This is a genomic window from Salipaludibacillus sp. CUR1, from assembly GCF_021028955.1.
GTDB lineage: Bacteria > Bacillota > Bacilli > Bacillales > Salisediminibacteriaceae > Salipaludibacillus.
The window spans coordinates 40,483-63,932 of sequence record NZ_JAIWPE010000053.1 but is presented as its reverse complement, the minus strand read 5'-3'; the positions used below and the strand labels follow the sequence as shown (position 1 = coordinate 63,932).

Here is a 23,450-nt window from a genome sequence, read left to right as displayed (position 1 = left end):
GTGTCTATTGATTGTCTCTTGCTCTGCGTGCCGTATCAGCTTCAGATAGGTTATTTCCGTAATCTGTCAGTTCTGAAGTTCCGCCTTCTCTAATACTGTTCCCCTTTTCAGGTACTAACACGACTATTTTTCCGTCCCGTACATGGGAGTCATAGTCATGTGCTTCCTTTTCGGAAAATCCTAAGGCTTTAAACTTCTCAACATATCCCTTTTCGTGGTTATACGTTTTATCCTCACTGCTAAAAGCAGACTTTACTTTTTCCCAAAAAGAGTCATCTCCATCTTGACCCCCGTCAGCTTTTCCGACGCTTGTTTCTTCACTGACATTGGTTTCCTTTCTTATCCAGGAGGTTTCTTCACTATCGTTTGCAACCATTGTAATTTCTTCAGGTTCATAGCCTTTCGCTTTAAGAGTTTCTACTCCAGCAACTACCTCTCGCTCTGATTCATATACACCAATCACAGTTTTATCCATATTATATAACCTCCTATTTTTTGCTTATTAATTCTTGATGTTACATGGGTTATATTCCCATCAGACGTCACAGTAAAACAGGTATGGTGGAACTATTAAGCATGACTTCGCTTACTTTTCAGCTTTTTCATTGCCCTTTAAGTGAGAGAATTCAAATCAGCCAGCTAAGACGTGGTTTGCATTCATTGATCATTAAAAGATATCCTAAATTCACTGTAAGAAAATAAAAAAGAAACCCATCTTTTTTGAAAAGGGGGTTTCTGACAAAATGAAAGCCAGGGAAATACCCTGGCTTTTTTATCTTATTACAGTGGCTTGTCATTATCCTTGTCTCTATCTTCAAAGAGACCGCCTCTGTTATCTTTATTACGCTGAGTGCTGTCCTTTTCACCTTCACGGTCAACATGAAGTTCTTCTTTTTTCACATTATCCTGAACCTGTTCAGTCTCCTCGACTTTTCGTTTTCCTATTTCAACTTCATCGGTTACTACTGGCTTTTTCTTCACTTCAACCTTTTCTTCCTTTAATGGAACCCGAATAGTTTCATCTTCAATTTCACCTTCGGCTGATGCATCAGCAGATTTACCGGTAACCGGCTTTTTATCTACATAAACTTCTTCTTTAGTGACAGGCACATCCACTCTTTTCGTTTCTTCACGAACTTCCTTACGCACCTCTACTTCACCGGATTTTAAGTTTTGTTTATCAATTTCCAGCTCTTCTTCACGAAGGCGCATCTTGCGTTCTTCATCAGTTTCCTCTCTATTGTCGGCTATACCGTTTCCAGGAGAGGTGACGTTTGAATTAGTCACAGACCCGCCAGCGGGGCTTGTCCCATTTACTGCCGAATCATGTTTGTTTTCTGGTCTGCGGGCTGAATCCGCTTCAGACAAATTATTTCCGTAATCTGTTGTTTCGGAAGTACCGCCTGCATTAAGACCGTTCCCGTTTTCAGGTGCCAGTACAACTACTTTTCCAGTTTGTACTTCGGAATCATATTTGTGTGCTTCTTCTTCTGAAAGCCCTAAGTCTTTTAGGCGGTTAAAATAGCCGTTGTCATTATTATGAGTGTCTTCTTCACCTAGAAAAGCAGACTTTGCTTTTTCCCAGAAAGAGTCATTTTCATTATGACTGCTGTCTGTCTGTCCACCGTTTGTTTCGGCACTAACGTCGGTTTGATTCCTTATCCAGGATGTTTCTTCACTCTCGTTTGCAACAAGTGAAATATCTTCCGGTTTATAACCTTCTGTTTTTAAACTTTCTACTGCATCTACAACTTCCTGCTCCGAATCATATACACCAATAACAGTTTTAGCCATTTTGAAAACCTCCTCAGTATTTGTATGATGAATCTTGGTGTTACACGGGTTATATTCCCATGAGATTTTATAGTAAACGGGGACAAATGGACCTGCAAATCAGGCTTCATCCCTTTCTCAGCACTATTACCTAATAGGGACTCACTTTTATTATTCATTTTTTATAAACTGTTCGCCTTTTATATAAATGTCCAAAAATCCCTTTATATGGTAGAGAACCTTCAAATAAACAGGTCCGCATGTTATTAACAGTGTATAAATATAAATACTCCTCCAGTTCTAATTACTGGAAAATGCGTTGAGACCGGCCTTTAAGCCTATTAAAGTTTCTTATAAATATGAGTCTTTGTACTTCCATTTTAGCTTCTGCTTTCTTATAATTAGAATTGTGAGAATAATTATTGCCTCAAGTTTATAAGTTTCATAGGAGGCATAATTATTGCTACTAAATTGATATAGAAGGGGAGAGAATTCTATGGATGCTAAAGACTCTGCCAACACAGGAAAGTGCCCGGTCATGCACGGGGCTCTCACAAGTCATGGCTCAAGCGGTACAACTAACCGAACCTGGTGGCCAAACCAGCTTAACCTGCACATTCTTCATCAGCATGACAAAAAGACGAACCCGCTGGGAGAAGACTTTGATTATGCAGAAGAGTTTCAAAAGCTGGATTACCAGGCTCTTAAGCAGGATCTCTACAATCTGATGACAGACAGTCAGGATTGGTGGCCTGCTGATTACGGTCATTACGGACCATTCTTTATCCGTATGTCCTGGCACGCAGCCGGTACTTACCGCACAGGGGACGGCCGTGGTGGGGCCGGAACTGGTGCCCAGCGTTTCGCTCCGGTAAACAGCTGGCCTGACAATGGCAATCTGGATAAGGCACGGCGCTTATTATGGCCAATTAAGCAAAAGTATGGCAATAAGATCTCCTGGGCCGACCTGCTGGTCCTTGCCGGTAATGTGGCAATTGAATCAATGGGTGGAAAGACGTTTGGTTTTGGAGCTGGACGCGCAGATATTTGGCATCCAGAAGAAGATATCTATTGGGGCGCTGAGACAGAGTGGCTCGGTGACAACCGTTACTCTGGTGAACGCGAGCTTGAAGATCCGCTTGCTGCCGTTCAGATGGGTCTTATTTATGTAAACCCGGAAGGTCCAAACGGCAAACCAGATCCCGTGGCAAGCGGCCGGGACATCCGCGAAACCTTTGCACGTATGGGAATGAACGATGAAGAGACGGTGGCTCTAACGGCCGGCGGTCATACATTTGGTAAGGCACACGGTGCGGGAGATGCGGCTCATGTTGGTCCTGAACCGGAAGCAGCCCCTCTTGAAGCTCAAGGTTTCGGCTGGGAAAGCACACATGGTTCCGGTAAAGGCAGCGATACAATTACGAGCGGGATCGAAGGGGCTTGGACGCCTACGCCAACTAAGTGGGATAATACTTACTTTGACCTTCTGTTCGGCTATGAGTGGGAACTGACGAAGAGTCCGGCCGGCGCCTATCAATGGGCTCCAAAAGACGTAGATGAGAAAGACTTAGCACCGGATGCGGAAGATCCGTCTGTTCGCGTGCCGACTATGATGACCACAGCGGATATGGCCATGCGTATGGATCCGGAATACGAAAAGATTTCACGACGTTTCCATAAAAATCCGGACGAGTTTGCAGACGCTTTTGCCCGCGCATGGTTCAAGTTACTTCATCGTGACATGGGTCCTAAAGAAAGATATCTTGGTCCGGAAGTGCCGGCAGAAGATCTGATCTGGCAAGACCCTGTTCCATCAGTTGATTATGAGTTAACAGAAGCTGAAATAGCAGATCTTAAGGCAAAAATCCTTGAATCAGATCTCACTATCAGTGAGCTTGTCACGACAGCTTGGGCTTCAGCGAGCACGTTCCGCGGCTCCGATATGCGCGGCGGAGCAAATGGCGCCCGCATCCGGCTTACTCCACAGAAAGACTGGGAAGTTAATGAGCCTGAGCATCTTGCAAAAGTGCTAGCTGTTTATGAAGATATCCAAAGCGAGCTTGATAAGAAAGTCAGCCTGGCTGACCTGATTGTACTAGGCGGCAGTGCCGCAGTCGAAAAAGCGGCGCAAGATGCAGGCTTTGACGTGACTGTGCCTTTTGCTCCGGGACGCGGCGATGCTAATGAAGAGCAGACTGATGCAGACAGCTTTGATGTGCTGGAGCCAATTGCTGACGGTTTCCGTAACTATCAGAAGAAGCAGTACAGTGTCAGCTCTGAAGAGCTCCTCGTGGATAAAGCCCAGCTGCTGAACCTTTCCGCACCGGAAATGACGGCTTTAATCGGCGGTATGCGTGTCCTTGGGACAAACTACGGGGCAACAAAGCACGGTGTATTCACTGATCGCGCAGGCATACTGACAAATGATTTCTTTGTTAACCTGCTTGATATGGGAGTGGAATGGAAGCCTGCAGGCTCTAACCTTTATGAAGGCCGTGACCGCCAAACAGGTGACCTCGTGCGAACAGCAACAAGAGTGGACCTCGTGTTCGGTTCCAACTCCATTTTGCGTGCCCTTGCAGAAGTGTACGCTCAAGAGGACAATAAAGAAAAATTTGTTAATGACTTTGTAGCTGCCTGGGTCAAGGTTATGAATGCCGACCGTTTCGACCTTAAACAGCATGACGCTAAGAAAGATGAGTTAATAGGAAGTTAAGTGCCGCAATCGCTCATTTTGAATCACATGGAAACAGGGCATGGAGTTTAGTCTCCATGCCCTGATTTGCTTTTGAAGTAAAACTATTCATTATACTTATGCCACACGCTCAAATTCATGGTATCTTGTTCCTTGATAAGTGAGGTGGCCCACATCTCCTTCTGCAAGCTTGGCATACTGGTTGCCCCGCATCTTAAACTCTCTTCTATCTCCGCTCTCCAATTCAAATGTCACATAATATGCTGTTTGATATCTGGAAGGTCCGACGCTGAAACCACCTCCCCTGCTGCGATTACCTGACGCTCGTCTGCGAACATGTTCTCTTTTAGTAACAACCTTTGCTTTTTCAGTTTCAACAGGCTTTTTATTGTTTGACAGCCATTCTGAAACATTTTTCACAGCAGAAAAAATAAACGCACCAACTACAAGGGCAAATATCAGCGGAACGAGCCATGTTGCTGCATCAGCTAATTGAAAGGCAGTACCTGCGGCAGCACCTTGACCATAAACATCCAAATAAGACCCTCCTATAAATATAGTTACTATGAAGGACGATACAAACTAAGAAAAGTTTCAAAATTCAATTAATCATTTATGGATAGAACCAATTTTTAACATGGAAGGGTTGAAGACCGATCGCCTTTAGCCAGTAAACAGTTGAGAATTAATTAACATAAATATTACAAAACTATTAAAATTATACGTTTAGTTGTAAAACAAATGATGGAATAGGTTAATACATTCTTTTATAGGAGGCTAAACGTGAAAAAAATCTCATTACTGGCAACTCCCCTGGTAACAACAGGTCTCGTATTTGGTTTTACCGGTTTAACACCAACAGCCGCTTCAGGACAGGATACGGAGACTGTAGATGCGGGCGATACGCTCTGGAGTATTTCCCAGGAACATGATAGTATAACTGCCGGAGAATTAAAAGAGATTAATCACGGACTGGACCCTTACAACCTTCAAATCGGTACGGATATTATGCTTGGGTACTCAGATGATGGCGAGGACTCTTCCGAGGTGGATGCTGAAACTCATACAGTGCAAGAAGGCGAGACCTTCTACAGCATTGCACAGCAGTATGACGACGTGACCGCAGATGAATTAAATAATATTAATCATAGCTTAGACCCTTACAATATACCTGTTGAAACTGAAATTCTTTTAGAACGCATAGGCGACATTGATGATTCTTCAGACGTCAACTCAGACACTCACACGGTTCAGGAAGGCGAAACATTCTACAGCATTGCACAGCAATATGACAGCGTCACTGCAGATGAATTAAATAATATTAATCATGGAATTGACCCATATAATATTCAAGTCGATACAGAAATCCTGCTGGAGCGAGTGGAAGATTCACACTAACCGAGACAGGAAACCCGCATTTTAAATGAGCTGCCCCTGTTAAGCAGACAACAGAAATAAATGAAATGGATTTAATCGGCTTTACCCCTGTATAACATAGGGCTAAAGCCATTTTTTATATCTACCATAAATTTAAAAAATAATAGTTCCTCAAAGGTGTTGTTATACATAATACCATTCGCAATTTAGGATTCCCTAAAAAGAAATAAAGCGCTACTGTTTCACCCTTTCCCACCTTGAAGACGTCTCAAGCGTGGTTAAATCGATTGTCTGCATGTACCGGTATGTCTTCGGCCATGTGCAGAAAAGTGATTTTTTGCTGAACATCATCTTTGTAAAGCGTGAGTTTGGCACGGCCTCCCATCCCTTTTCAGGAACGAGTTCGAGGTTCACCTTATCTCCTTTCCGCACGATCGAATACCGTCCGCTGATCGTCCCCATGGCAGGTTCAGCGTGAAGGATGAATGTATCATCATAACTGCTGCCGTCGGAAAGCTTCCGTATGTCAGGGATTCCTTCTTTAAACTCTGCGGTAAAGGGATGTCTTCCTCTGTTCAGCGCCATTTTTTTTAACTTTTTATCCGTTGAAAAATGGCAGGTAATTTGTCCGAGAGTAAGACTGCCGTTTCCATTTAAAGTGTACTCCTCTAGAACTTCGGTCGAAGCTTTCGCAAACTCGATAATCTGGCAGTCATCGCTGAACCTGGTGTAATAACGCCATTGAAAATCCTTAGGTAGCGGCCAGGGAAACTTATCAACTTTCATTTCCTTTCCGTCGATCGATACGTGGATATTCGTCTTATGTTTGCGGACAAAATCAAACTCGTACAAAAAGAAAACCGGCAAATACGAAGGGTTCTCAGTTGCCGAACCGATCGGGGCAAGCAGATTAATACCGTTAGTTTTCTTACACGAGTTCTCCGATATGTTTGCGGTGATTTTCCTTCCGTATTTATCAGTAAACTGAAATGAAATATGGATACGTCCGTCAGTTTTTTCAAATGTTGCATTAGTTATGTCTGTTTTCACACGTTCACAAAGTCCTTTTCCCGTCACATCGAAGCTATCATCATTCTCGTCATTGAGCTGCGGCTCATCGTAAACATCCACATAGCCGTCGTGCCGGTAGGCAATCACTCGGTAGCCTGCCGCTTCATCATCAATATACTGCGGTTCAAAGCCTAGGTAATGCTCGTCTGGATGCTTTTCACAATTAATCAGTGCCAGTTTGGTCAACGGATAATAGTCAAACTTAAATGGAATAATTACCGTCTCACCCGTATCGTTCTTATCTTGACACATCACTGTCCCCCCTTGTTTTTCCAGCATCGGTAAGTTAATTATAAGTTATTTATTGTCTATCTTCCGTGTCTTCATTAGTAATTATGTGAACATTTTTATCCTGTTATAACTCCTATTAATAAACCCTGCCTTCCCTTGCCAGCTTTCGGTTACAGCAAAAAAGCCATCTGCTGATGAGCTACTATAAATGATGCGTTCTTATTCATAAATATTTGTTCCTGTAATGACTTAATGATAAAAGGGGCCAAATGTAACGGTAACTGTGATAATGAATATAGAATGCTCCGGGGAGGCCTGCCCCAGTTGGATAGTCAGTCGTCCAGTCTGTTTTATGAACGGTGTGTATCAGCTGTTCTACTCCTTTATTAATTGTATGTGAAGGTTTATCTTCCACAGCTATTAAGGCTTCTAAGGCCCATGCTGTCTGTGACGGTGTACTGGCATGAAGAGGGACGTATTTTTTTTGAATATCACTGAGACAGGACTCCCCCCATCCTCCATCTTCATTTTGAATAAAGCGTAACCATTCGGCTCCTCTTACAACAGCACGGTGATTCTTTCTTATACCGACGGCCCTCAACCCTGAAATTGCTGCCCAGGTGCCATAAATATAGGAGATCCCCCACCGGCCATACCAAGAGCCGTTTTTCTCCTGGTTTTTTATCAGCCAGTAAACTGCCCGCTTCACTTCCGGATAATTGCTGTCAAGATTCGCGTGTTTACCTAAAAACTCTAACGTTCTTCCTGTTAAGTCTGTTGTAGAAGGATCAATAAATACTCTTGCTGCTTCCGGGACAGGCAGTAAAGTCAAAAAATAATTATCTCTGTTTTTTTCGAAAGCGGCCCAGCCCCCATCATCATTCTGCATTGACAAAACCCATGCCAAGCCTCTGGACCAGCTGTCCCCGCTGGCCAGACCCTTTATTGCGCGTAAAGCAGCAGTGGTATCATCCACATCGGGTTGCAGCGTATTTATATCTGAAAATCCCCATCCTCCAGGAATGGCAGAAGGATTATTCAATACCCAGTCTCCGTAAGTAAACTGCTGCCGTGATTTAATATAATCGGCTGCTTTAAGGATGCCTGGATCTCTTGAATTAACCCCTGCCAGCTGCAGAGAATGACTGATTAGAGCAGTATCCCATAATGTTGAAGTAGGATTTTGTATATGAGCGCCTTGCCTGGTTTTGCAAATAAGGTTTTTCATGCTTTTTATTGCACTAATGATGACAGGGTCATTTTTCGAAAAACCTAACGCAAGTAATGCAAATACCATAAAAAAAGTGGAACTGAAGTAGCTGTATAATGTGCCATCAGGTTCCAGGCGGGCGAACATAAACTCTTTCCCTTTTTCAAATGCTCGTTTTCTCAGATTTTTTGGTAATTCAATAATTTTATTTATTTCACTTTTAATAGATTTCAGCAGACTTCTTGATAATTCAGCTGAATCATCCTCTCTCTCATAACGAATGAGTAAATCCGACAAATCAGGCGTATCATCATGTCTTATAAAATAGTTGTCATTTGAAGCTATTAGAATTGGCACGATGTGAACACGTGCATACCCGACAAAATCAAATAAACTAATAGGGGACGAACGGGGAAGTAAAAGGAATTCAATAGGCAGTTGCATTTTAACCGGCCACTTTATTTGTCCGGTTAATGACAGCATTACCTTTGTTAATTCTTGAGCGTTCATTAGTCCGCCGCTGTTAATAATAAATGATCTGGCTTTAATCATTTGCTCTGCTTCTTCATCGACATAACCGGAGTACACTAATGCAAAATAAGCTTCTATGGTAGCCGATAAATTGCCTTTACTTTCATCGTGAAACAACTTCCATGTGCCATCTTGACTTTGAACAGATAAAAGGCGCTTAACAAGTAAGTTTATCAGTTTTTCATCAGGATCTTTAATAGACCTCATTAAAATTATCATGTAAGCGTCAGACATAGGACCAGATTCGAAACAGAAACGCCAGGAGCCGTCGGATTTTTGTAAGCTTTGTAACTCATTAATTAAATCGTCAATCGTATTATTAATGATGTTCTTCATTTATTCCCCTCCCCTGTATATAAAATTTATTAGGAACAGCCTGGTTATTATGTTAATGACTTCTTTTAAGTTGCCTCCTCATGGACACCTCGGCTCAACCTGGCCTCACCCGTACTCCTCTCTTACCATCCCTTTATTAAACATCCAACAATTCTGTGAATCTTCTGACTCCACAACTGCTTCCTCCCCCTCCCGCTTCTTATATTCCTATAACTTTTAAACTATAATAAAAGTAGGCACTAAGTTTCACACCATTTATATAAGGGGGCTGGCAGCGGTGATTATATTGACAAATGTGACTAAAACATATTCCAATGGCGACGTGACCACGCATGCTTTAAAAAATATTAATCTGACGATTGAAGACGGGGAGTTTATCGTTATATTAGGTCCTTCCGGGAGCGGCAAAAGCACCCTGCTAAATGTCATAAGCGGCCTGGATACCGTGACATCGGGTGAAATCATGTTTAACAGCACCGGGCTCACCTCCCTGTCCGAGTCTGAAATGACCGCTTTCAGAAGGGAGCATCTCGGCTTTATTTTTCAGCAGTATAATCTTCTGCAAAACCTGAATGTGTTTGATAACATCCAGATCGGAGCGGATATCGGCAAAGACCCGCTTGATGGGCCGGAGCTGCTTAAAGCGGTCGGGCTTGAAGGGGCGGGAAACAAGTATCCCCATCAGCTTTCCGGGGGCGAGCAGCAGCGCGTATCCATCGCCAGAAGCCTGGCCAAAAACCCGGATATCATTTTTTGTGATGAACCGACCGGCTCCCTTGATGAACATAATTCCAAAAACGTGCTGGCCATGCTTCAAGAGCTGAATTATAACTACCATAAAACGATCGTACTGATTACGCACAACGCGGGCATCGCAGAAATGGCCGACAAAGTTATCAAAATGAATTCAGGAGAGATTACTGAGCTTATTATGAACAAGGCGAAAAAATCTGCCCGGGAGATCAGCTGGGGCTAGGGGGTGGAGACTATGCTTTTCAAAAATGTCCTAAAAACACTTGGTAAAAAGTGGCTCCAGCTTATGGCGATCGGGATTATTATTATTCTCAGCTCGATGATCTTTACGATGATGTTTTACGGGGTGAGCGGCATCGAAGGTCCGACTGAAGATTATCTTGATGACTACAGACAGGAAGATTTTTCCGTCGATATGCTTCAGGTAATCAGCCCGGACGAAGACCTTCCCTCCGGCATCTCTGAACTTGCGGCTGAAGGAATCTATACACTTCGCGGCATTAAAGAGGAAAGCCCGGAACTCTTTGACGAACTTATAGACACTCGGGCCGCCGCCATACAGGACGCCTTTCCAGGGGCAGAGCTTGAGCTCCGGCCAACGAAAACAGCGGAAGAAACAATCGACGGCGAGCACCGTAAAACCTTGATCCTGAAAGATGCGGACGCCATTAATCAGACGTATGTGGAAGAAGGCCGGATGCCCGAGTCAGATGATGAGATTGGCATTGCCAGGATCTATGCCGAAAAAAACGGCCTTCAACTGGGCGACAGCCTGACTGTCCGCGGGAAAGTCTATACGATCACCGGGTTTGTCCTTTTTCCGGATTATACGCTGTTAATGTTTGAAAACATGTTAAATATAGATCCGGGCCTCCAGACGACTGTGCTTATGACTGACCCGGCCTACGAATCTTTCAGCGCCCAGGAAACGTTCCGGTTCGCTGGGGCCGCGGAAGATAGTGATTCAATTGACACTGCATTTGACCGCGAGAACCTTCCTTATGTGACGCAAGTTCTGGATACTGCCAACAACATGAGGAGCGGCGGGATCTACCTGGAGTTGTCTTCAAGTAAAACGACCGCCTTAGGATTAAGCATTTTTATCGCTGCCATTGCCGTTATTATCGTGTCGATTATGATTTATAACATTTTGCAGGCAGAACGGGGCCAAATCGGCATTCTGAAAGCACTCGGCTACAGCCGACGCCAAATTGCTTCACCTTACCTTCTTTCTATTATGGTCATGGCCTTTATTATGCTAGCCGCCGGGTATGTCTTCGGCCTGTTTCTGGCAGAACCTCTTAGAGACTTGTACCTTGAATTTTATCTGCTTCCGTCGGTGGAAATCAGCCAGCAGTTGATCGTGTTCGCCATTGCGATTGTCGTTCCGTTTGCCTTTTTCACGGCAGTTGCCGGACTGATCATTTCCAAAATACTCAGCGACGGGCCGCTTGTATTGCTGCATCCTCCGCAGAATCCGTCAGTCAACAGACTCACAAGACTAGTTGGAAAACTATTAAAGAATGCCAATGCCCAGACTAAGTTTAAATACCTGCAGGCTGTCAAAAGCACCGGCAGCTTCCTGATTTTTTTTACAGGCATCATGTTCTCCACGATCCTGATTATTTTCGCTCTTATGATGAGCGGGATGGTGGACAGATTAACGGTGGATGTATACGAACAATCCGACTTCCAGTACCAGGCGTTCATCAACCCGGAGGAAGAACCGCCAGAGCTGCGAGATGAGGACGACATCTTCCTGCAGTATCCTTACGCCCAGCTTGAAGGTGAAGCGGTCACGTTACACGGTATTGAAACAGATAACCGTCTGTATCATCTTTTCGACGCTTCAGGCAGGGACCTCACCAGCTATCTCGACGATGGCGCAGTCATTACCAAGTCTCTTAGCATTAAGCAGAATATCAGCACCGGCGACCGGATTTTCGTCCAGCTCAGCCAGGATGAGATTGAACTCGCAGTCAAAGCTGTCGCAGATGAATATGTCAGCGATACGATCTATGTTGATATTGAGAAATTAAGTCTGCTGCTGACTGATGGTGAAAGGGCGGATTTGTACACAGGGATTTATGCCGCGAATGAGCCGGATGACGAGGCTTATGCTGCTGTGATCAGTAAACAGAGCATGATAGATACGGCCCAGTCCATTGATGGTTTTATTTCGCTCATGACCACTATAATGATTGCAGGAGCCGCTGTCATATCAGGAAGCATCCTCTTCGTTTTGACGTCTTTTACAGTCGAGAAAAACTACTATACCATTTCGCTTCTTAAAGTCATGGGCTACAGCCGCCGAGAGGTTAATTCAATGGTTCTGAACAGCTATTTTGTCTACGCCGTCCTCTCTTATCTTGTCAGCCTTCCGGTCGCTATCCTGTCTATGGACTTTATGATGACTCTCTTTGCGGAAGAATACGGGGTCATTATCCCTCTTGATTTTCAGCCGTCCTATGTGATCTGGAGTTTCCTGGTGATCGTTATCATCTTCTTTGTGAGCACCTGGATTTCCCGGCGAAAAATTACAAAAGTGCCGCTGCAGGAAGTGTTAAAAACGTATCAGGAGTAGTTGTTTCCTGACTTTATATGGCTCTCACCTTGAGGTGAGGGCTATTTTTTGCTGCCTTGACTGGACATTTCAAGGCCAACCCAATAAACAGTCAAAAACGCAGTCAGTTAAGCTAAATAGATGCTCATACTGAAGCCTCCCTCATCACTGCGGGAGGCTTTTTAAGACTACTTATTCAGAAGTTCCTGGACATCTTCCTCCATCTTTTTTGGAGAAGTCTGCGGCGAGTAGCGCTTGACAACGTTTCCTTCCTTGTCGACGAGAAACTTTGTGAAATTCCACTTAATTTCGGAGCTGAGGACCCCCTTCTGGGAGGCTTTAAGATGTTTGTAAAGCGGATGGGCATCGTCGCCGTTCACCTTTATTTTTGCAAACAGGGGAAAAGTCACCCCGAAATTCCGCTCGCATGCAGCCATCATTTCATCATTAGACAGCGGCTCCTGGTTCATAAACTGGTTGCATGGAAAACCAAGAACAGCAAGCCCTTCATCTTTATAAGTCTGATGCAGCCGCTCAAGATCTTTGAACTGTCCTGAAAGCCCGCACTTCGTGGCGGTATTTACAATGACCATCGGCTGGCCCTTATAATTTTCGAGAGAGACTTCCGTCCCGTCCGGTTTTTTAACTGAAAAATCATGTACCGTTTCTCTCACCCAGATCTCCTCCTCAAGTTTGTAATTTCTTCTATCATACTCCCGGCACGCCACGGTTAAAAGAGATTTGCTCACGCCCTATCGAAAGTCCCCTTTTAGCAAAGGTTTAAAATAGCCGTTGACAAAACAAACTGAAAGTCCGTATGCTTATTACATAATGATATTGATAATCATTATCAATTACTTTTTTGAAAAAGGATGGTGACACAACATGTCCCGACTTCAGGCAACGGGTCTCTCGGCAGGCTACACAGAAACGCCGATTATCAATCATCTGGATCTAAGCATTCCCGATAAAAAAGTCACCGCCATTATCGGTTCAAACGGCTGCGGAAAATCGACGCTTCTGAAAACGCTCACCCGCATCCTCCCCCATTCAGCCGGATCCATCCTGCTGGACGGAGAACACATTGCCAAGAGAAATACGAAAGCACTGGCCAAGGATATGGCTATCCTCCCCCAGTCCCCGGAAACGACCGGTGGCCTTACGGCAGGTGAACTTGTTTCCTACGGACGTTTCCCCCACCAGCGGGGCTTTGGAAGACTTACTGCAAAAGACAGAATGATCATTGGTCGTGCCATGGAACAGACAGGCACACTTGATTATAACTGCCGGCCATTGGACGCTCTCTCTGGCGGCCAGCGTCAGCGTGTTTGGATTGCCATGGCGCTCGCCCAAGAAACAGATATGATTTTTCTCGATGAGCCTACTACTTATCTCGACCTTGCTCATCAGCTGGAAGTGCTTGAACTACTGCAGCATTTAAATGAAACAGAGGAACGCACCATCGTCATGGTTCTTCATGATCTGAACCACGCTTCCCGCTTCGCCGATCATATTGTTGCCATGAAAAACGGGTGCATCGTGAAAACCGGTACGCCCGATGAGGTAATAGAGCACGTCGTTCTAAAAGAAGTTTTTCACATTGATGCGATGATCGGCCGTGACCCGCGTACTCAAAAACCAATGTGCATGACCTACCATTTACTTAAAGGAGAGAACACCAATGAAAAACACACTACTCATAACCGCCCTGTCACTGGTCACGCTTAGTGCCTGCGGCGCCGAAAACTCCGGAGGCGAAGCTGCCAACGAGTCAGACAACGGAGAGACATTTACATACGAATCCGAAAACGGCCCTGTAGAGGTCCCCGATAATCCCGAACGTATTGTGGTGCTTGCCGGCTCTTATACCGGTAACGTCATGGCGCTTGATGGGAACCTCGTCGGTATCGATCCCTGGTCCGTCGATAACCCGAATTTTCAGGAACAACTGGAAAGCGTGGAAGTTGTGAGCGACGAAAGCCTTGAAAAACTGATTGAGCTCGATCCGGATCTTATTATCGGCTCCACGGATATGAACAATATTGACCGTCTGGAAGAAATCGCTCCGCTCGTGACTTATACTTACGACAATGTGGACTACCTTACTCAGCATATTGAAATCGGAAAACTTCTGAACAAGGAAGACGAAGCTCGCACCTGGGTTGAAGACTTTAAAGTACGGGCCAACGATCTGGGTGAGCGTGTCAAAAAAGAAATCGGTGAAGATGCCACTGTCTCCGTCTTCGAAAAATTCGACAAGCAGCTTTACATTTTCGGAGATAATTGGGGCCGAGGAACCGAAATTCTCTATCAGGAGATGGAGCTGGGAATGCCCGAAAAAGTAGAGGAAATGGCTCTTGAGGACGGCTACTATGCCCTATCAGCCGAGGTTCTGCCTGAGTTTGCCGGTGATTACATGATTTTCAGTAAAGTAGCCGACACCGACAACTCCTTTACAGAAACTGAGACGTATCAGAACATCCCTGCAGTAAAAAACGGAAATGTCTTTGAAGCAGAAGCGATGAAGTTCTACTTTAACGACCCGCTCACGCTTGATTACCAGCTTGATTTCTTCGAGGAACACTTCCTTGGAACTGAATCCTAATCTACTCTGATACGAAATGAAGCGATAACGATGCATACCGAGTCAAAAAAACAGGCCTTTTCGATCGTATTTCCGGCCGCCCTTATTCTTCTGGCGGCCACCTTCACTCTTGCCCTCTCGGCAGGAGCTGCGCAAATTCCGTTCCGGGATGTTATGCGTGCTATCTTTACACAAGAAACCGGAGAATCCCTTTTAATTATCCGGGAAATCCGGCTCCCCCGAGAAATTGGAGCAGCTGTTGTCGGTGCAGCACTGGCTACAGCTGGTGCCCTCATGCAGGGTATGACGAGAAACCCGCTTGCAGATCCTGGGCTTCTCGGCCTGACTGCAGGTGCGAACGCGGCGCTCGCCGTTACGATTGCCTTTATTCCAGGGACTAACTACTTTACAATCATGATCGCCTGCTTTATCGGCGCAGCAGCTGGCGGTTCCCTGGTGTTCGGGATCAGCCGCGTTCGCCGGGGTCCCATGTCTTCGTTCCGTATTGTTCTAGCAGGAGCTGCAGTATCGGCCTTTCTCCAGGCAGCGGCAGAAGGAATCGGCCTCATGTTCCGTATCTCCCAGGAAGTTTCCCTGTGGACGGCCGGCGGGCTTTTGGGTACTAACATGAATCAGCTTCAGCTCGTCGTCCCAGTTATCGGCATCGGTCTCCTGATTGCCCTCCTTCTGTCCAGACAGGTAACGATTCTCAGCCTGAACGAAGAAGTGGCCGCAGGTCTCGGCCAGCATACTGAGCAGGTGAAAGCGGTCCTGTTTGTGACCGTCATTCTTCTGACAGGTGCATCGGTAGCTCTTGCCGGCAACCTGGCGTTTATCGGACTCATGGTTCCCCATATTGTCCGGGCCGTGGCCGGTACCGATTACCGCTTTGTGATTCCCTTGTCCGCCATTGCCGGTGCCATATTCATGCTTCTCGCCGATACGCTGGGCCGGACGATTCACGCGCCTTACGAAACCCCGGTTGCGGCCATTATTGCGATAATCGGTCTGCCCTTCTTTCTCTGGGTCGTACGAAAAGGAGGTCGGGGCTATTGATTACACTTCCAGCACAGGCAAAAAAAAACCGTACCATAGTCAACACTCTAATCGCCCTAACCGTTCTTACAATGGCAATAAGCTTAAGCGCCGGCTACTCTGCCCTGTCTTTTTCCCGTGTCTTCCCTGTCCTGTTTGGCCAGGGGACGTTTCAGGAATCGTTCGTCCTGTTTTCCATCCGTCTCCCGAGAATGATCGTCGTGATGCTTGCGGGGATGGCACTTGCTCTTTCCGGTGCTATCCTTCAAGGAATTACCCGGAATGACCTGGCGGATCCAGGCATTATCGGCATAAACTCCGGAGCCGGAGCCGCGGTAGCAGTCTTTTTTCTGTTTTTTCCGGTTCAGCCAGGTACTTTCGTCTATGCTCTGCCGGCTGCAGCCTTTGCAGGAGCGCTCCTTACTGCCGCAGCCATCTGGTTTTTTGCCAGGGAAAACAGGACAGGCGTCCTGAATCCGAACCGTTTTATTCTCACCGGTGTTGGCTTTTCCCTTGCTCTGTCGGGGTTAATGATTGTGCTTATTTCATCTGCCGACCGGCAGAAAGTTGATTTCATCGCGTCCTGGCTCGCCGGGAGCGTGTGGGGGACCGACTGGCCCTTCGTTTGGGCACTCCTCCCCTGGCTCCTTGTGCTAATTCCGCTCGTGCTTGCTAAAGCCTCCCGCCTGAATCTGCTCGCTCTCGGAGAGCAGGTTTCCACAGGTGTCGGAGTGGCAGTGCGAAAAGAGCAGATCATTCTCATTCTGGCAGCCGTGGCCCTTGCCGCATCAGCTGTGTCGGTTACCGGCGGCATCGCCTTCGTCGGACTCATGGCGCCACACATCGCCCGGGCACTCACGGGATCGGCACACCAGCGGATGATTCCTGTCGCCCTCCTGATCGGCGGCATGCTCCTTCTTGCAGCAGATACCCTCGGGCGCAACCTGGCAGACCCGGACGGGATTCCTGCGGGAATTGTCGTCGCCCTGATCGGTGCACCGTACTTTGTTTATCTGCTCGTGAAAAAATAAGCAGGTGGCAGGTTGCTATCTCATTCATATAAAACGCATTGGTTTTCCCGCAGAAAATCACATGCGTTTTTTTGTGAGCTCCTGAGAACATCATCAGGAGACTTTCTGAATAATATGGTAAAGTGGATAACAGCGTTGTACATATTCTATTGAGGTAACACAACCATCGGAAATTACTGAATTGCGGGGAGGACAGAAGATGGAAAACCAATTTTTTGTGGGCTGGGGCACCCTTGCACTGATTAATGCCGGCCTTGCACAAGGAAAGAATCGAACAGGACTAAACTGGTTTATACTGTCGCTTTTACTGGGCCCATTGGCCACACTTATTTTGTTATTTGTTGAAAAAAGAAAATTCCAGGGATGAGATAATAAGCAAGAGTTCAATAACCTGCTGGTTCAGGTTTATGTCCATTTTAGTGGCAGGGTGGCGATTATATCAGTTATAGCAGTCATAACAGGTAAAAACCATTAAAAGCCCGAGGATTTGTTCCCCGGGCTCTTTCTGTACCCCAAAACTAACCTGTCAGTTGAGGCTGGTACGCTTTTTATGACGACGGCATGCCGTGGACAGATTTGATTTCGAGGTATTCCTCGATCCCGAAGTCACCCCATTCCCGGCCGATGCCGGATTGCTTGAAACCGCCAAACGGTCCGTTGAAATCAGTCTTTTCGCCATTGACTTTAATGCGGCCGGCCCGGATATTCGATGCCACATACTTGATTGTTTCCGGATCTTTTCCGACTATATATCCTGCCAGTCCATAAACGGTAGCGTTTGCCATTTCAATGGCTTCATCCACCTCATCGTACGTGATAACGGTCGTAACCGGACCGAAGATTTCCTCCTGGGCAATCACCGAATCGTTAGACACATCAGTAAAAATAGTCGGCTTCGCGTAATACCCTGTATCCAGTCCTTCCGGCTTCCCTGTTCCTCCGGTGAGAAGTGTGGCTTCTTTTTCACCTTTTTTAATATAAGACTGAACGGTCTCCCACTGGTCCTCTGAGACAAGCGGCCCCATAGCAATGCCTTCTTTACGGGGATCGCCAACAGGAAAGTTTGAAAGCTGGTCAAGAAGACTTTCCTCAAATGACTGCTTCATTGACTGAGGAATAAACACCCTCGTTCCTGCAGAGCACACCTGTCCCGTGTTATTCATAATATTGGATAGCGCTGTTTTGGCTGCCTCTTCAACGTCTGCATCATCCAGGACAATGATAGGCGATTTCCCGCCCAGTTCCAGTGCCACTTTCTTAATCGTTTCCGCGGCGTTTTTCATTATTTTTTCACCGACAGTTCCTGAACCAGTAAAGGAAACGAAATCAATACCAGGATGGGAACTTATGCCGTTACCGATAACGGATCCGGAGCCGTTCACAAGGTTGAACGCCCCTTTTGGCACCCCTGCTTCATCAATGATCTCAGCCAAAATTATCGCCGCAAAAGGTGTCTTCGAGGCCGGTTTCAGGATAACCGGACTTCCCGCCGCTATCGCACTGGCTATTTTCGTTGAAGCCTGGTTGGTCGGGAAATTCCACGGTGTAATCAAGCCGCTCACGCCGATCGATTCTTTTAAAAGCGTATGGCCGCCTCTGTCTTCTGAAAACGAAAAGTCAGCGAGCGAATCAGCCGCCTGCTGAAAGTGCCCCAGCCCCATCGGATAATGAACTTCCTCCGACACGGTAAGCGGCGCACCGAGTTCATCTGTCATAACGCTTATTAACTCTTCCTTCCTTTTCTCATAACCTTCCGCGATATTTTTGAGCCATTGGATCCGTTCCTCTTTCGTCGAACGGGAGAAAGAAGGGAACGCGGCACGTGCAGCCTTAACCGCTTTATCCAAATCTTCCTCTGTCCCTGAACTGATCTTCCCCATCACTTCTTCGGTTGCCGGATTAATAACGTCAATCGTCTCAGAGCCGGTCGACTCCACCCATTCACCATTAATGTAATGCTTCGTCTCGTTTCGCACAGGAAATCTCTCCTTTTCATTTATGCTGTCATTCTCTTATTTTTCCAAAAAATGTGTGTACAGCACTCCTTTTCCCAGCGAACCTCAGGGTGAAACCATTTGGTATATAGCGGATGTCTGTCGTATATCATTTTATTGACTGTTTGACTAAACTTATTTTACTACCTTATCCTGACCCTTCGTTTTTCTTGAGTAAAAGGCGCCACTTACTAAAAATACACCACTTAAATAAAATACTGAATAAATTCCCCCGATGGTTTCTACTAATCCAAATAATACGGGGGCAAACACCTGAGAAGCCCGATTAACAGAAAGACGCAATCCTAGAACCTCTGCTTTTCTTGCTTCCGGAGCGGCATTATAAGCAATACTCATAGACAAGGGCTGACCACAGCCTAAGCCAGCTCCAATCATCACTGCTAGTAAAATAAACAAATAGAAGTGACCAAGCATCGGGTATAACGCGAAAGATGCTCCTCCCATAAATAATGAGAAAAAAATTATCCTGTCCCGTCCTAATTTATCTAACAAAAATGGCAGCGAAAACCTGACTAATACCAGGGCTAATCCTTTTATTGATATAATCCATCCTATCTCCGAAGTGGAATACCCTTGGCCTGAGGCAAGTATAGGAAAATAAGCTATAAAAATATCTCTTGAATATAACACCAGAGCACTTGTGATCAAGGCTCGCCTAACTTTCTTCTCAGTTAATAAATTTAACGTGCCTTCTTTTTTATTATCAGTTTTTGGTTTCCGTTTATTTTGGCTGAATCCTTTAGGCAAAAACATCCCAATAATCAAGGCCAGGACACCAAAGAATAATGTATAAGTGTATATAACCTGAAATTGATAGAATTCACCTAAATAGCCTCCAGTCACAGGACCTATAAACCAGCCTAATGAGATTCCTGTACTTAAATAACTAAAATGTTTATCTCGTGTAGCTGGCGTAGAATGAGACCCCACGATATGCTGTAAGCCGACGTTTATAAATATTTGGGAAACCCCTACGAGTGTTTGGGAGATAAATAAAGCCCATATGGTAGGAATAAAAGCCGGAACAGCTATTCCAATAGTCAAACCTATTATCCCAAACACAACTGGAAGGTTACTTCTAACTTTGTCTACCATCTTTCCAATATAAATTGCCAGTATCATAGGAAAAAAAGCAAAAGCGGATATCAGTAATCCAACGGTTAATTCTGAAGCCCCTAACTCAGTAGCATACAGCGGAAGCATTGGTCGTGTAATGGTGAGAACCAGCTGATAAGTCAGCGCTGTCAATAAAACGATAACTATAGTCAATTTTTACATCCCTTTACTTAATTACTTAGCACATTCACTTGGGTCCTCGCCATCGTAATAATTAATATGTATATCCAAGCTTATCATTACAGTTTTACCATACTTTTATTTTCAAGGGATTAAAAAAGGATTTTTGTAATTTAATCTTTAGGTAAAGGAAAAATTCCTTAGATTATAATTATTCAAATTCGCTGATTGAATGGGTGAAATCGCTGATAGAAATGAATTTTCGCCGATAGAACCTCGTTTTTCGCTGATTGAATTTGATTTCCGCTGATAGAATCCGTTTTCCGCTGATAGAGTAAAAATATCCGCTAATTGAAGTGACTTTATAATAAAAATAACTAATTATAACGTAGGATCCAAACCAATTTACTCCTTTAAAGCTTCCGTTAGTGAACAGTCAAAATATATGCCCCATATTACAGCCACCCAATAAAAGAAGCTCATGAATAAGAAAACAAATGCAAATATTGTGAGTGCTTTAGGTAATTTCCCATAAAAATAAATTAGGGATAGTCCAATTAGTATATGAATAGCCGCAACCACTATTAGGTCCATTAATTTCACCTCAAATGTTTCAATAGGTTTGAATGGAAATTACTTTTTCACTAATGCTGTCCATAAATTTAATAAAGTCTATTAGAATAACTTTCTTCGAGCTTTTTCTGAATAGAGTCGACACTGGTACCAGGAAGTTTAGCATGCTCAAATAACATCTTGGAAGCAGAAGGCAGTAATGGTTTCTCAGTCCAAGAGTCAGGTTCCCAAAGTCCTGACCGTATAAAAGCTTTTGCACAATGAATAAAGCACTCTTCAACCTCTACCCCAATACCTAAAAATGGCTTTTTCCCTTTAACCGCCATCTTAATAAGTAAATCATCATCAGTGACTAATGCTGCTTTCCCGTTTACTCTTAATGTCTCACCCAATCCTGGTATAAAAAAGAGAAGACCTATTTTTGGATTTGATAATATATTTCGCATTGAATCTATCCTTCTATTTCCTGGTCTTTCAGGGATTATTAAATGTTTTTCATTTATCACTTGGACAAATCCTGCGTGATCACCTCTTGGAGAGACATCACAAAATCCAAATTTATCAGCAGTTGACACAACCAAAAAAGGAGAGTTAGAAATAAATTCTATACAATTGTGGTCAAGGTATGAAATGACTTTTTTATTTACTAACTCACTTGGAACCCCAATAAGCTGGCGTAATTGTTCCTCTGTTTCAATTTTGTTTTTAAATTCTCTCATAATGCCCCCTCTAAAAGTTATTTATTACCTCATATAATATCACTTCTGCTCCCATTGACCTCCCCATTACGAAAAAGAGGAGCAGCAACAGCTTCCCACGGCAATGCAGTTTAATTATAAATGAGTTAATTTAAATCTTTTATAATATTTTTCACTCTTTGTAATTGACCATCTTCTTGTTTTATAATATCCTCTTTCTTAATTTCAACTAAGATATCAGGGTAAAGTGAGGTGTAATTATCCATAGATGAATGAGGTCTTAAAAATTCTTTATGTGAAATTAATAAATCAAACCCCGTGTAAGGAAGGGGAAAATGCAAAATGTCCCCGAAACTGCCAGGGGCATTTCCTGTTGGTTCTCCGATAATCGTCCCTAAATCAGAGTCATGAAATAACACAGCAAACATATTAGCTGAACTGTACGTTCCATGTCCTGTTAAAATATAGACATCTCCATTAAAAGTTGGCTTTAGAACGCGGTTTTGAACAACGGATGGAGGGTGCTCCTCATAACCGTCAACTTGTTCATATCCTCTCTGCACGCTTGCAGGCTCAGAAAATCGCGTTACCGTTCCAAAGTTTTTATATGTATTTTCTGGAAGATGGCGAATAAATACATCACTAACACCAGAGTCCCCGCCGCCATTCTTTCTTAAATCAATGATAATATTCTCCAACTGCTGCTCTTCGACTTCTTTAAAAAATTCTCTCACATTCTGTTCGTATTCAGCCGTAACGTTACTTTCATTTAAAAAGTAATAACCTATGTTGTTCTCCTGATCAAGCTCATAGCCATACCATGTTTCTTCGTCTGCACTGCTTTGATTAGCTTCTTCGGGGGTCACCCAGTGAACATTTATATTCTTCGAGGTTTTCTCTGTATCTGAAACAGTTACCGCTAATGAATTGCCCTCCACAGTTAAAATTTCTTTTAGAAACTTTTCCTGTGTTATGAATTGTCTGGAAAGGTGTTTAATCCAATAGTCATTTTCCGACGAAATAATAGTTGTCAGTGAGTCCATGATTTCATTTATTTCTTTACCTTCGATATGAGTTAATTCATCGCCATGACTGATGTTCTCCACGGAACTATCTGTTACAACCAGTTCATCGCCTACCCACTGTAATTCTAGTGGTAACACTCTACTTTTGATTGTAGATGGGTATACGAAAGTATGTGAATCTCTTATTTCACTCACAAAACTTTGTATAACGTAAAAATACTCAGTTATTTGTAATGGCTTTGCTAATTGCCTTTCGGTGGCCACAATTAACTCATCCCAACCATTTTGATTTAAATACCTTTTGGGGTCTGGGTGTACGTCCAGTATTTTTTCTACCACATAATTAAACTCTGTTGTCATTAAATCAGTGGACAGAGTATCTGAGGTCTGAAAATCCTCTTTATCCATACTATTATTTAAGTCATATAAGATTTCAGACTTCGAACTGCTAAAAACATTAAATATGGATATTATTAAAAGAAAGGATAACAATCCAATTATGATAAATTTTATTTTCATGTTTTTTCACCCTGCCTCAATAGATGTTTACTTTAGGAAAATCCTACTTTACCTTAACATAATTTTTCCAATTAACAGACAATAAAAAAAGCTGCAAATGCAGCTTTCTGGATCTTCAACTATCCGTCACTATGTAAGTTGTTTAGAGTGGTTAAAAGGTTAGAGAAGAGTGAAATGGAATGACCGCCGCTAAC

At 44.2% G+C, this 23,450-nt stretch carries 19 protein-coding genes; 9 read left to right on the top strand and 10 right to left on the bottom strand.

The window, feature by feature from the left end; translation table 11 throughout:
* Positions 1–4 precede the first annotated feature (4 nt).
* On the bottom strand, positions 5–475 hold the full coding sequence (locus K8O68_RS10680) for a YflT domain-containing protein (RefSeq protein WP_230896873.1): 471 nt from the start codon (positions 473–475) through the stop codon (positions 5–7).
* Between the two features lie 305 nt (positions 476–780).
* Complete coding sequence (locus tag K8O68_RS10675) at positions 781–1,794, bottom strand: YsnF/AvaK domain-containing protein (RefSeq protein WP_230896872.1); 1,014 nt, start codon at positions 1,792–1,794, stop codon at positions 781–783.
* A gap of 475 nt (positions 1,795–2,269) precedes the next feature.
* On the opposite strand from K8O68_RS10675, the gene katG reads away from it, so the two are divergent.
* Positions 2,270–4,489, top strand: a complete 2,220-nt coding sequence (gene katG / locus K8O68_RS10670; protein WP_255717156.1) for a catalase/peroxidase HPI — start codon at positions 2,270–2,272, stop codon at positions 4,487–4,489.
* Positions 4,490–4,585: 96 nt separating this feature from the next.
* Here the strand turns inward: katG and K8O68_RS10665 are convergent, their stop codons facing one another.
* Complete coding sequence (locus tag K8O68_RS10665; RefSeq protein ID WP_230896871.1) at positions 4,586–5,005, bottom strand: DUF2500 domain-containing protein; 420 nt, start codon at positions 5,003–5,005, stop codon at positions 4,586–4,588.
* Between the two features lie 246 nt (positions 5,006–5,251).
* On the opposite strand from K8O68_RS10665, the gene K8O68_RS10660 reads away from it, so the two are divergent.
* Positions 5,252–5,866: a LysM peptidoglycan-binding domain-containing protein gene (locus tag K8O68_RS10660; protein ID WP_230896870.1), complete on the top strand. Its 615-nt coding sequence runs from the start codon at positions 5,252–5,254 to the stop codon at positions 5,864–5,866.
* 213 nt (positions 5,867–6,079) lie between these two features.
* Here K8O68_RS10660 and K8O68_RS10655 read toward each other — a convergent pair whose 3' ends face one another.
* Together K8O68_RS10655 and shc are read right to left on the bottom strand one after the other, a co-directional pair.
* Positions 6,080–7,168, bottom strand: coding sequence for a hypothetical protein (locus K8O68_RS10655; protein ID WP_230896869.1), 1,089 nt, complete (start codon positions 7,166–7,168; stop codon positions 6,080–6,082).
* A 202-nt stretch (positions 7,169–7,370) separates the two neighbouring features.
* Entirely contained in the window at positions 7,371–9,224 is a 1,854-nt protein-coding gene (gene shc / locus K8O68_RS10650; protein WP_230896868.1) for a squalene--hopene cyclase, read from the bottom strand.
* Positions 9,225–9,501: 277 nt separating this feature from the next.
* On the opposite strand from shc, the gene K8O68_RS10645 reads away from it, so the two are divergent.
* Both K8O68_RS10645 and K8O68_RS10640 read left to right on the top strand, forming a co-directional pair.
* Positions 9,502–10,200, top strand: a complete 699-nt coding sequence (locus K8O68_RS10645; protein ID WP_230896867.1) for an ABC transporter ATP-binding protein — start codon at positions 9,502–9,504, stop codon at positions 10,198–10,200.
* 12 nt (positions 10,201–10,212) lie between these two features.
* A complete protein-coding gene (locus tag K8O68_RS10640) occupies positions 10,213–12,561 on the top strand; it encodes an ABC transporter permease (RefSeq protein ID WP_230896866.1) in 2,349 nt (782 codons plus the stop codon).
* Positions 12,562–12,728: 167 nt separating this feature from the next.
* Here the strand turns inward: K8O68_RS10640 and K8O68_RS10635 are convergent, their stop codons facing one another.
* Positions 12,729–13,214 carry a glutathione peroxidase gene (locus K8O68_RS10635; protein WP_230896865.1) on the bottom strand — a complete coding sequence of 162 codons (486 nt, stop codon included), beginning with the start codon at positions 13,212–13,214 and terminating at the stop codon, positions 12,729–12,731.
* 211 nt (positions 13,215–13,425) lie between these two features.
* Between K8O68_RS10635 and K8O68_RS10630 the strand changes: the two genes are divergently transcribed.
* The 5 genes from K8O68_RS10630 to K8O68_RS10610 all read left to right on the top strand — a co-directional run bounded on the left by K8O68_RS10630 (position 13,426) and on the right by K8O68_RS10610 (position 17,557).
* Positions 13,426–14,268, top strand: a complete 843-nt coding sequence (locus K8O68_RS10630) for an ABC transporter ATP-binding protein (protein WP_230896864.1) — start codon at positions 13,426–13,428, stop codon at positions 14,266–14,268.
* Positions 14,222–15,145: an iron-hydroxamate ABC transporter substrate-binding protein gene (locus K8O68_RS10625; protein ID WP_230896863.1), complete on the top strand. Its 924-nt coding sequence runs from the start codon at positions 14,222–14,224 to the stop codon at positions 15,143–15,145. Before K8O68_RS10630 ends, K8O68_RS10625 begins: the two co-directional genes overlap by 47 nt.
* Before the next feature lie 30 nt (positions 15,146–15,175).
* Positions 15,176–16,180, top strand: a complete 1,005-nt coding sequence (locus K8O68_RS10620; RefSeq protein ID WP_230896862.1) for a FecCD family ABC transporter permease — start codon at positions 15,176–15,178, stop codon at positions 16,178–16,180.
* Positions 16,180–17,190 carry a FecCD family ABC transporter permease gene (locus K8O68_RS10615; protein ID WP_230896978.1) on the top strand — a complete coding sequence of 337 codons (1,011 nt, stop codon included), beginning with the start codon at positions 16,180–16,182 and terminating at the stop codon, positions 17,188–17,190. Before K8O68_RS10620 ends, K8O68_RS10615 begins: the two co-directional genes overlap by 1 nt.
* 199 nt (positions 17,191–17,389) lie before the next feature.
* The gene (locus K8O68_RS10610) at positions 17,390–17,557 is read left to right on the top strand and encodes a hypothetical protein (RefSeq protein WP_230896861.1); all 168 of its coding nucleotides are present in this window, start codon (positions 17,390–17,392) and stop codon (positions 17,555–17,557) included.
* Between the two features lie 181 nt (positions 17,558–17,738).
* On the opposite strand, the gene K8O68_RS10605 is transcribed toward K8O68_RS10610, so the two are convergent.
* The 4 genes from K8O68_RS10605 to K8O68_RS10590 all read right to left on the bottom strand — a co-directional run bounded on the left by K8O68_RS10605 (position 17,739) and on the right by K8O68_RS10590 (position 23,256).
* Entirely contained in the window at positions 17,739–19,166 is a 1,428-nt protein-coding gene (locus K8O68_RS10605) for an aldehyde dehydrogenase family protein (protein ID WP_230896860.1), read from the bottom strand.
* 153 nt (positions 19,167–19,319) lie between these two features.
* Positions 19,320–20,474, bottom strand: a complete 1,155-nt coding sequence (locus K8O68_RS10600) for an MFS transporter (RefSeq protein WP_230896859.1) — start codon at positions 20,472–20,474, stop codon at positions 19,320–19,322.
* A gap of 629 nt (positions 20,475–21,103) precedes the next feature.
* Positions 21,104–21,733, bottom strand: a complete 630-nt coding sequence (locus K8O68_RS10595) for a pyridoxamine 5'-phosphate oxidase family protein (RefSeq protein ID WP_230896858.1) — start codon at positions 21,731–21,733, stop codon at positions 21,104–21,106.
* Positions 21,734–21,858: 125 nt separating this feature from the next.
* Positions 21,859–23,256, bottom strand: a complete 1,398-nt coding sequence (locus K8O68_RS10590; RefSeq protein WP_230896857.1) for a S41 family peptidase — start codon at positions 23,254–23,256, stop codon at positions 21,859–21,861.
* Positions 23,257–23,450 lie beyond the last annotated feature (194 nt).

Excerpts from the sequence above, each read along its gene's own strand:
- K8O68_RS10655 (WP_230896869.1), bottom strand. The coding sequence starts at position 7,168 with ATGTGTCAAGATAAGAACGATACGGGTGAGACGGTAATTATTCCATTT.
- K8O68_RS10630 (WP_230896864.1), top strand. The coding sequence starts at position 13,426 with ATGTCCCGACTTCAGGCAACGGGTCTCTCGGCAGGCTACACAGAAACG.
- K8O68_RS10680 (WP_230896873.1), bottom strand. The coding sequence starts at position 475 with ATGGATAAAACTGTGATTGGTGTATATGAATCAGAGCGAGAGGTAGTT.
- K8O68_RS10590 (WP_230896857.1), bottom strand. The coding sequence starts at position 23,256 with ATGAAAATAAAATTTATCATAATTGGATTGTTATCCTTTCTTTTAATA.
- K8O68_RS10640 (WP_230896866.1), top strand. The coding sequence starts at position 10,213 with ATGCTTTTCAAAAATGTCCTAAAAACACTTGGTAAAAAGTGGCTCCAG.
- shc (WP_230896868.1), bottom strand. The coding sequence starts at position 9,224 with ATGAAGAACATCATTAATAATACGATTGACGATTTAATTAATGAGTTA.
- K8O68_RS10595 (WP_230896858.1), bottom strand. The coding sequence starts at position 21,733 with ATGAGAGAATTTAAAAACAAAATTGAAACAGAGGAACAATTACGCCAG.
- K8O68_RS10620 (WP_230896862.1), top strand. The coding sequence starts at position 15,176 with ATGCATACCGAGTCAAAAAAACAGGCCTTTTCGATCGTATTTCCGGCC.
- K8O68_RS10625 (WP_230896863.1), top strand. The coding sequence starts at position 14,222 with ATGAAAAACACACTACTCATAACCGCCCTGTCACTGGTCACGCTTAGT.
- K8O68_RS10675 (WP_230896872.1), bottom strand. The coding sequence starts at position 1,794 with ATGGCTAAAACTGTTATTGGTGTATATGATTCGGAGCAGGAAGTTGTA.
- katG (WP_255717156.1), top strand. The coding sequence starts at position 2,270 with ATGGATGCTAAAGACTCTGCCAACACAGGAAAGTGCCCGGTCATGCAC.
- K8O68_RS10610 (WP_230896861.1), top strand. The coding sequence starts at position 17,390 with ATGGAAAACCAATTTTTTGTGGGCTGGGGCACCCTTGCACTGATTAAT.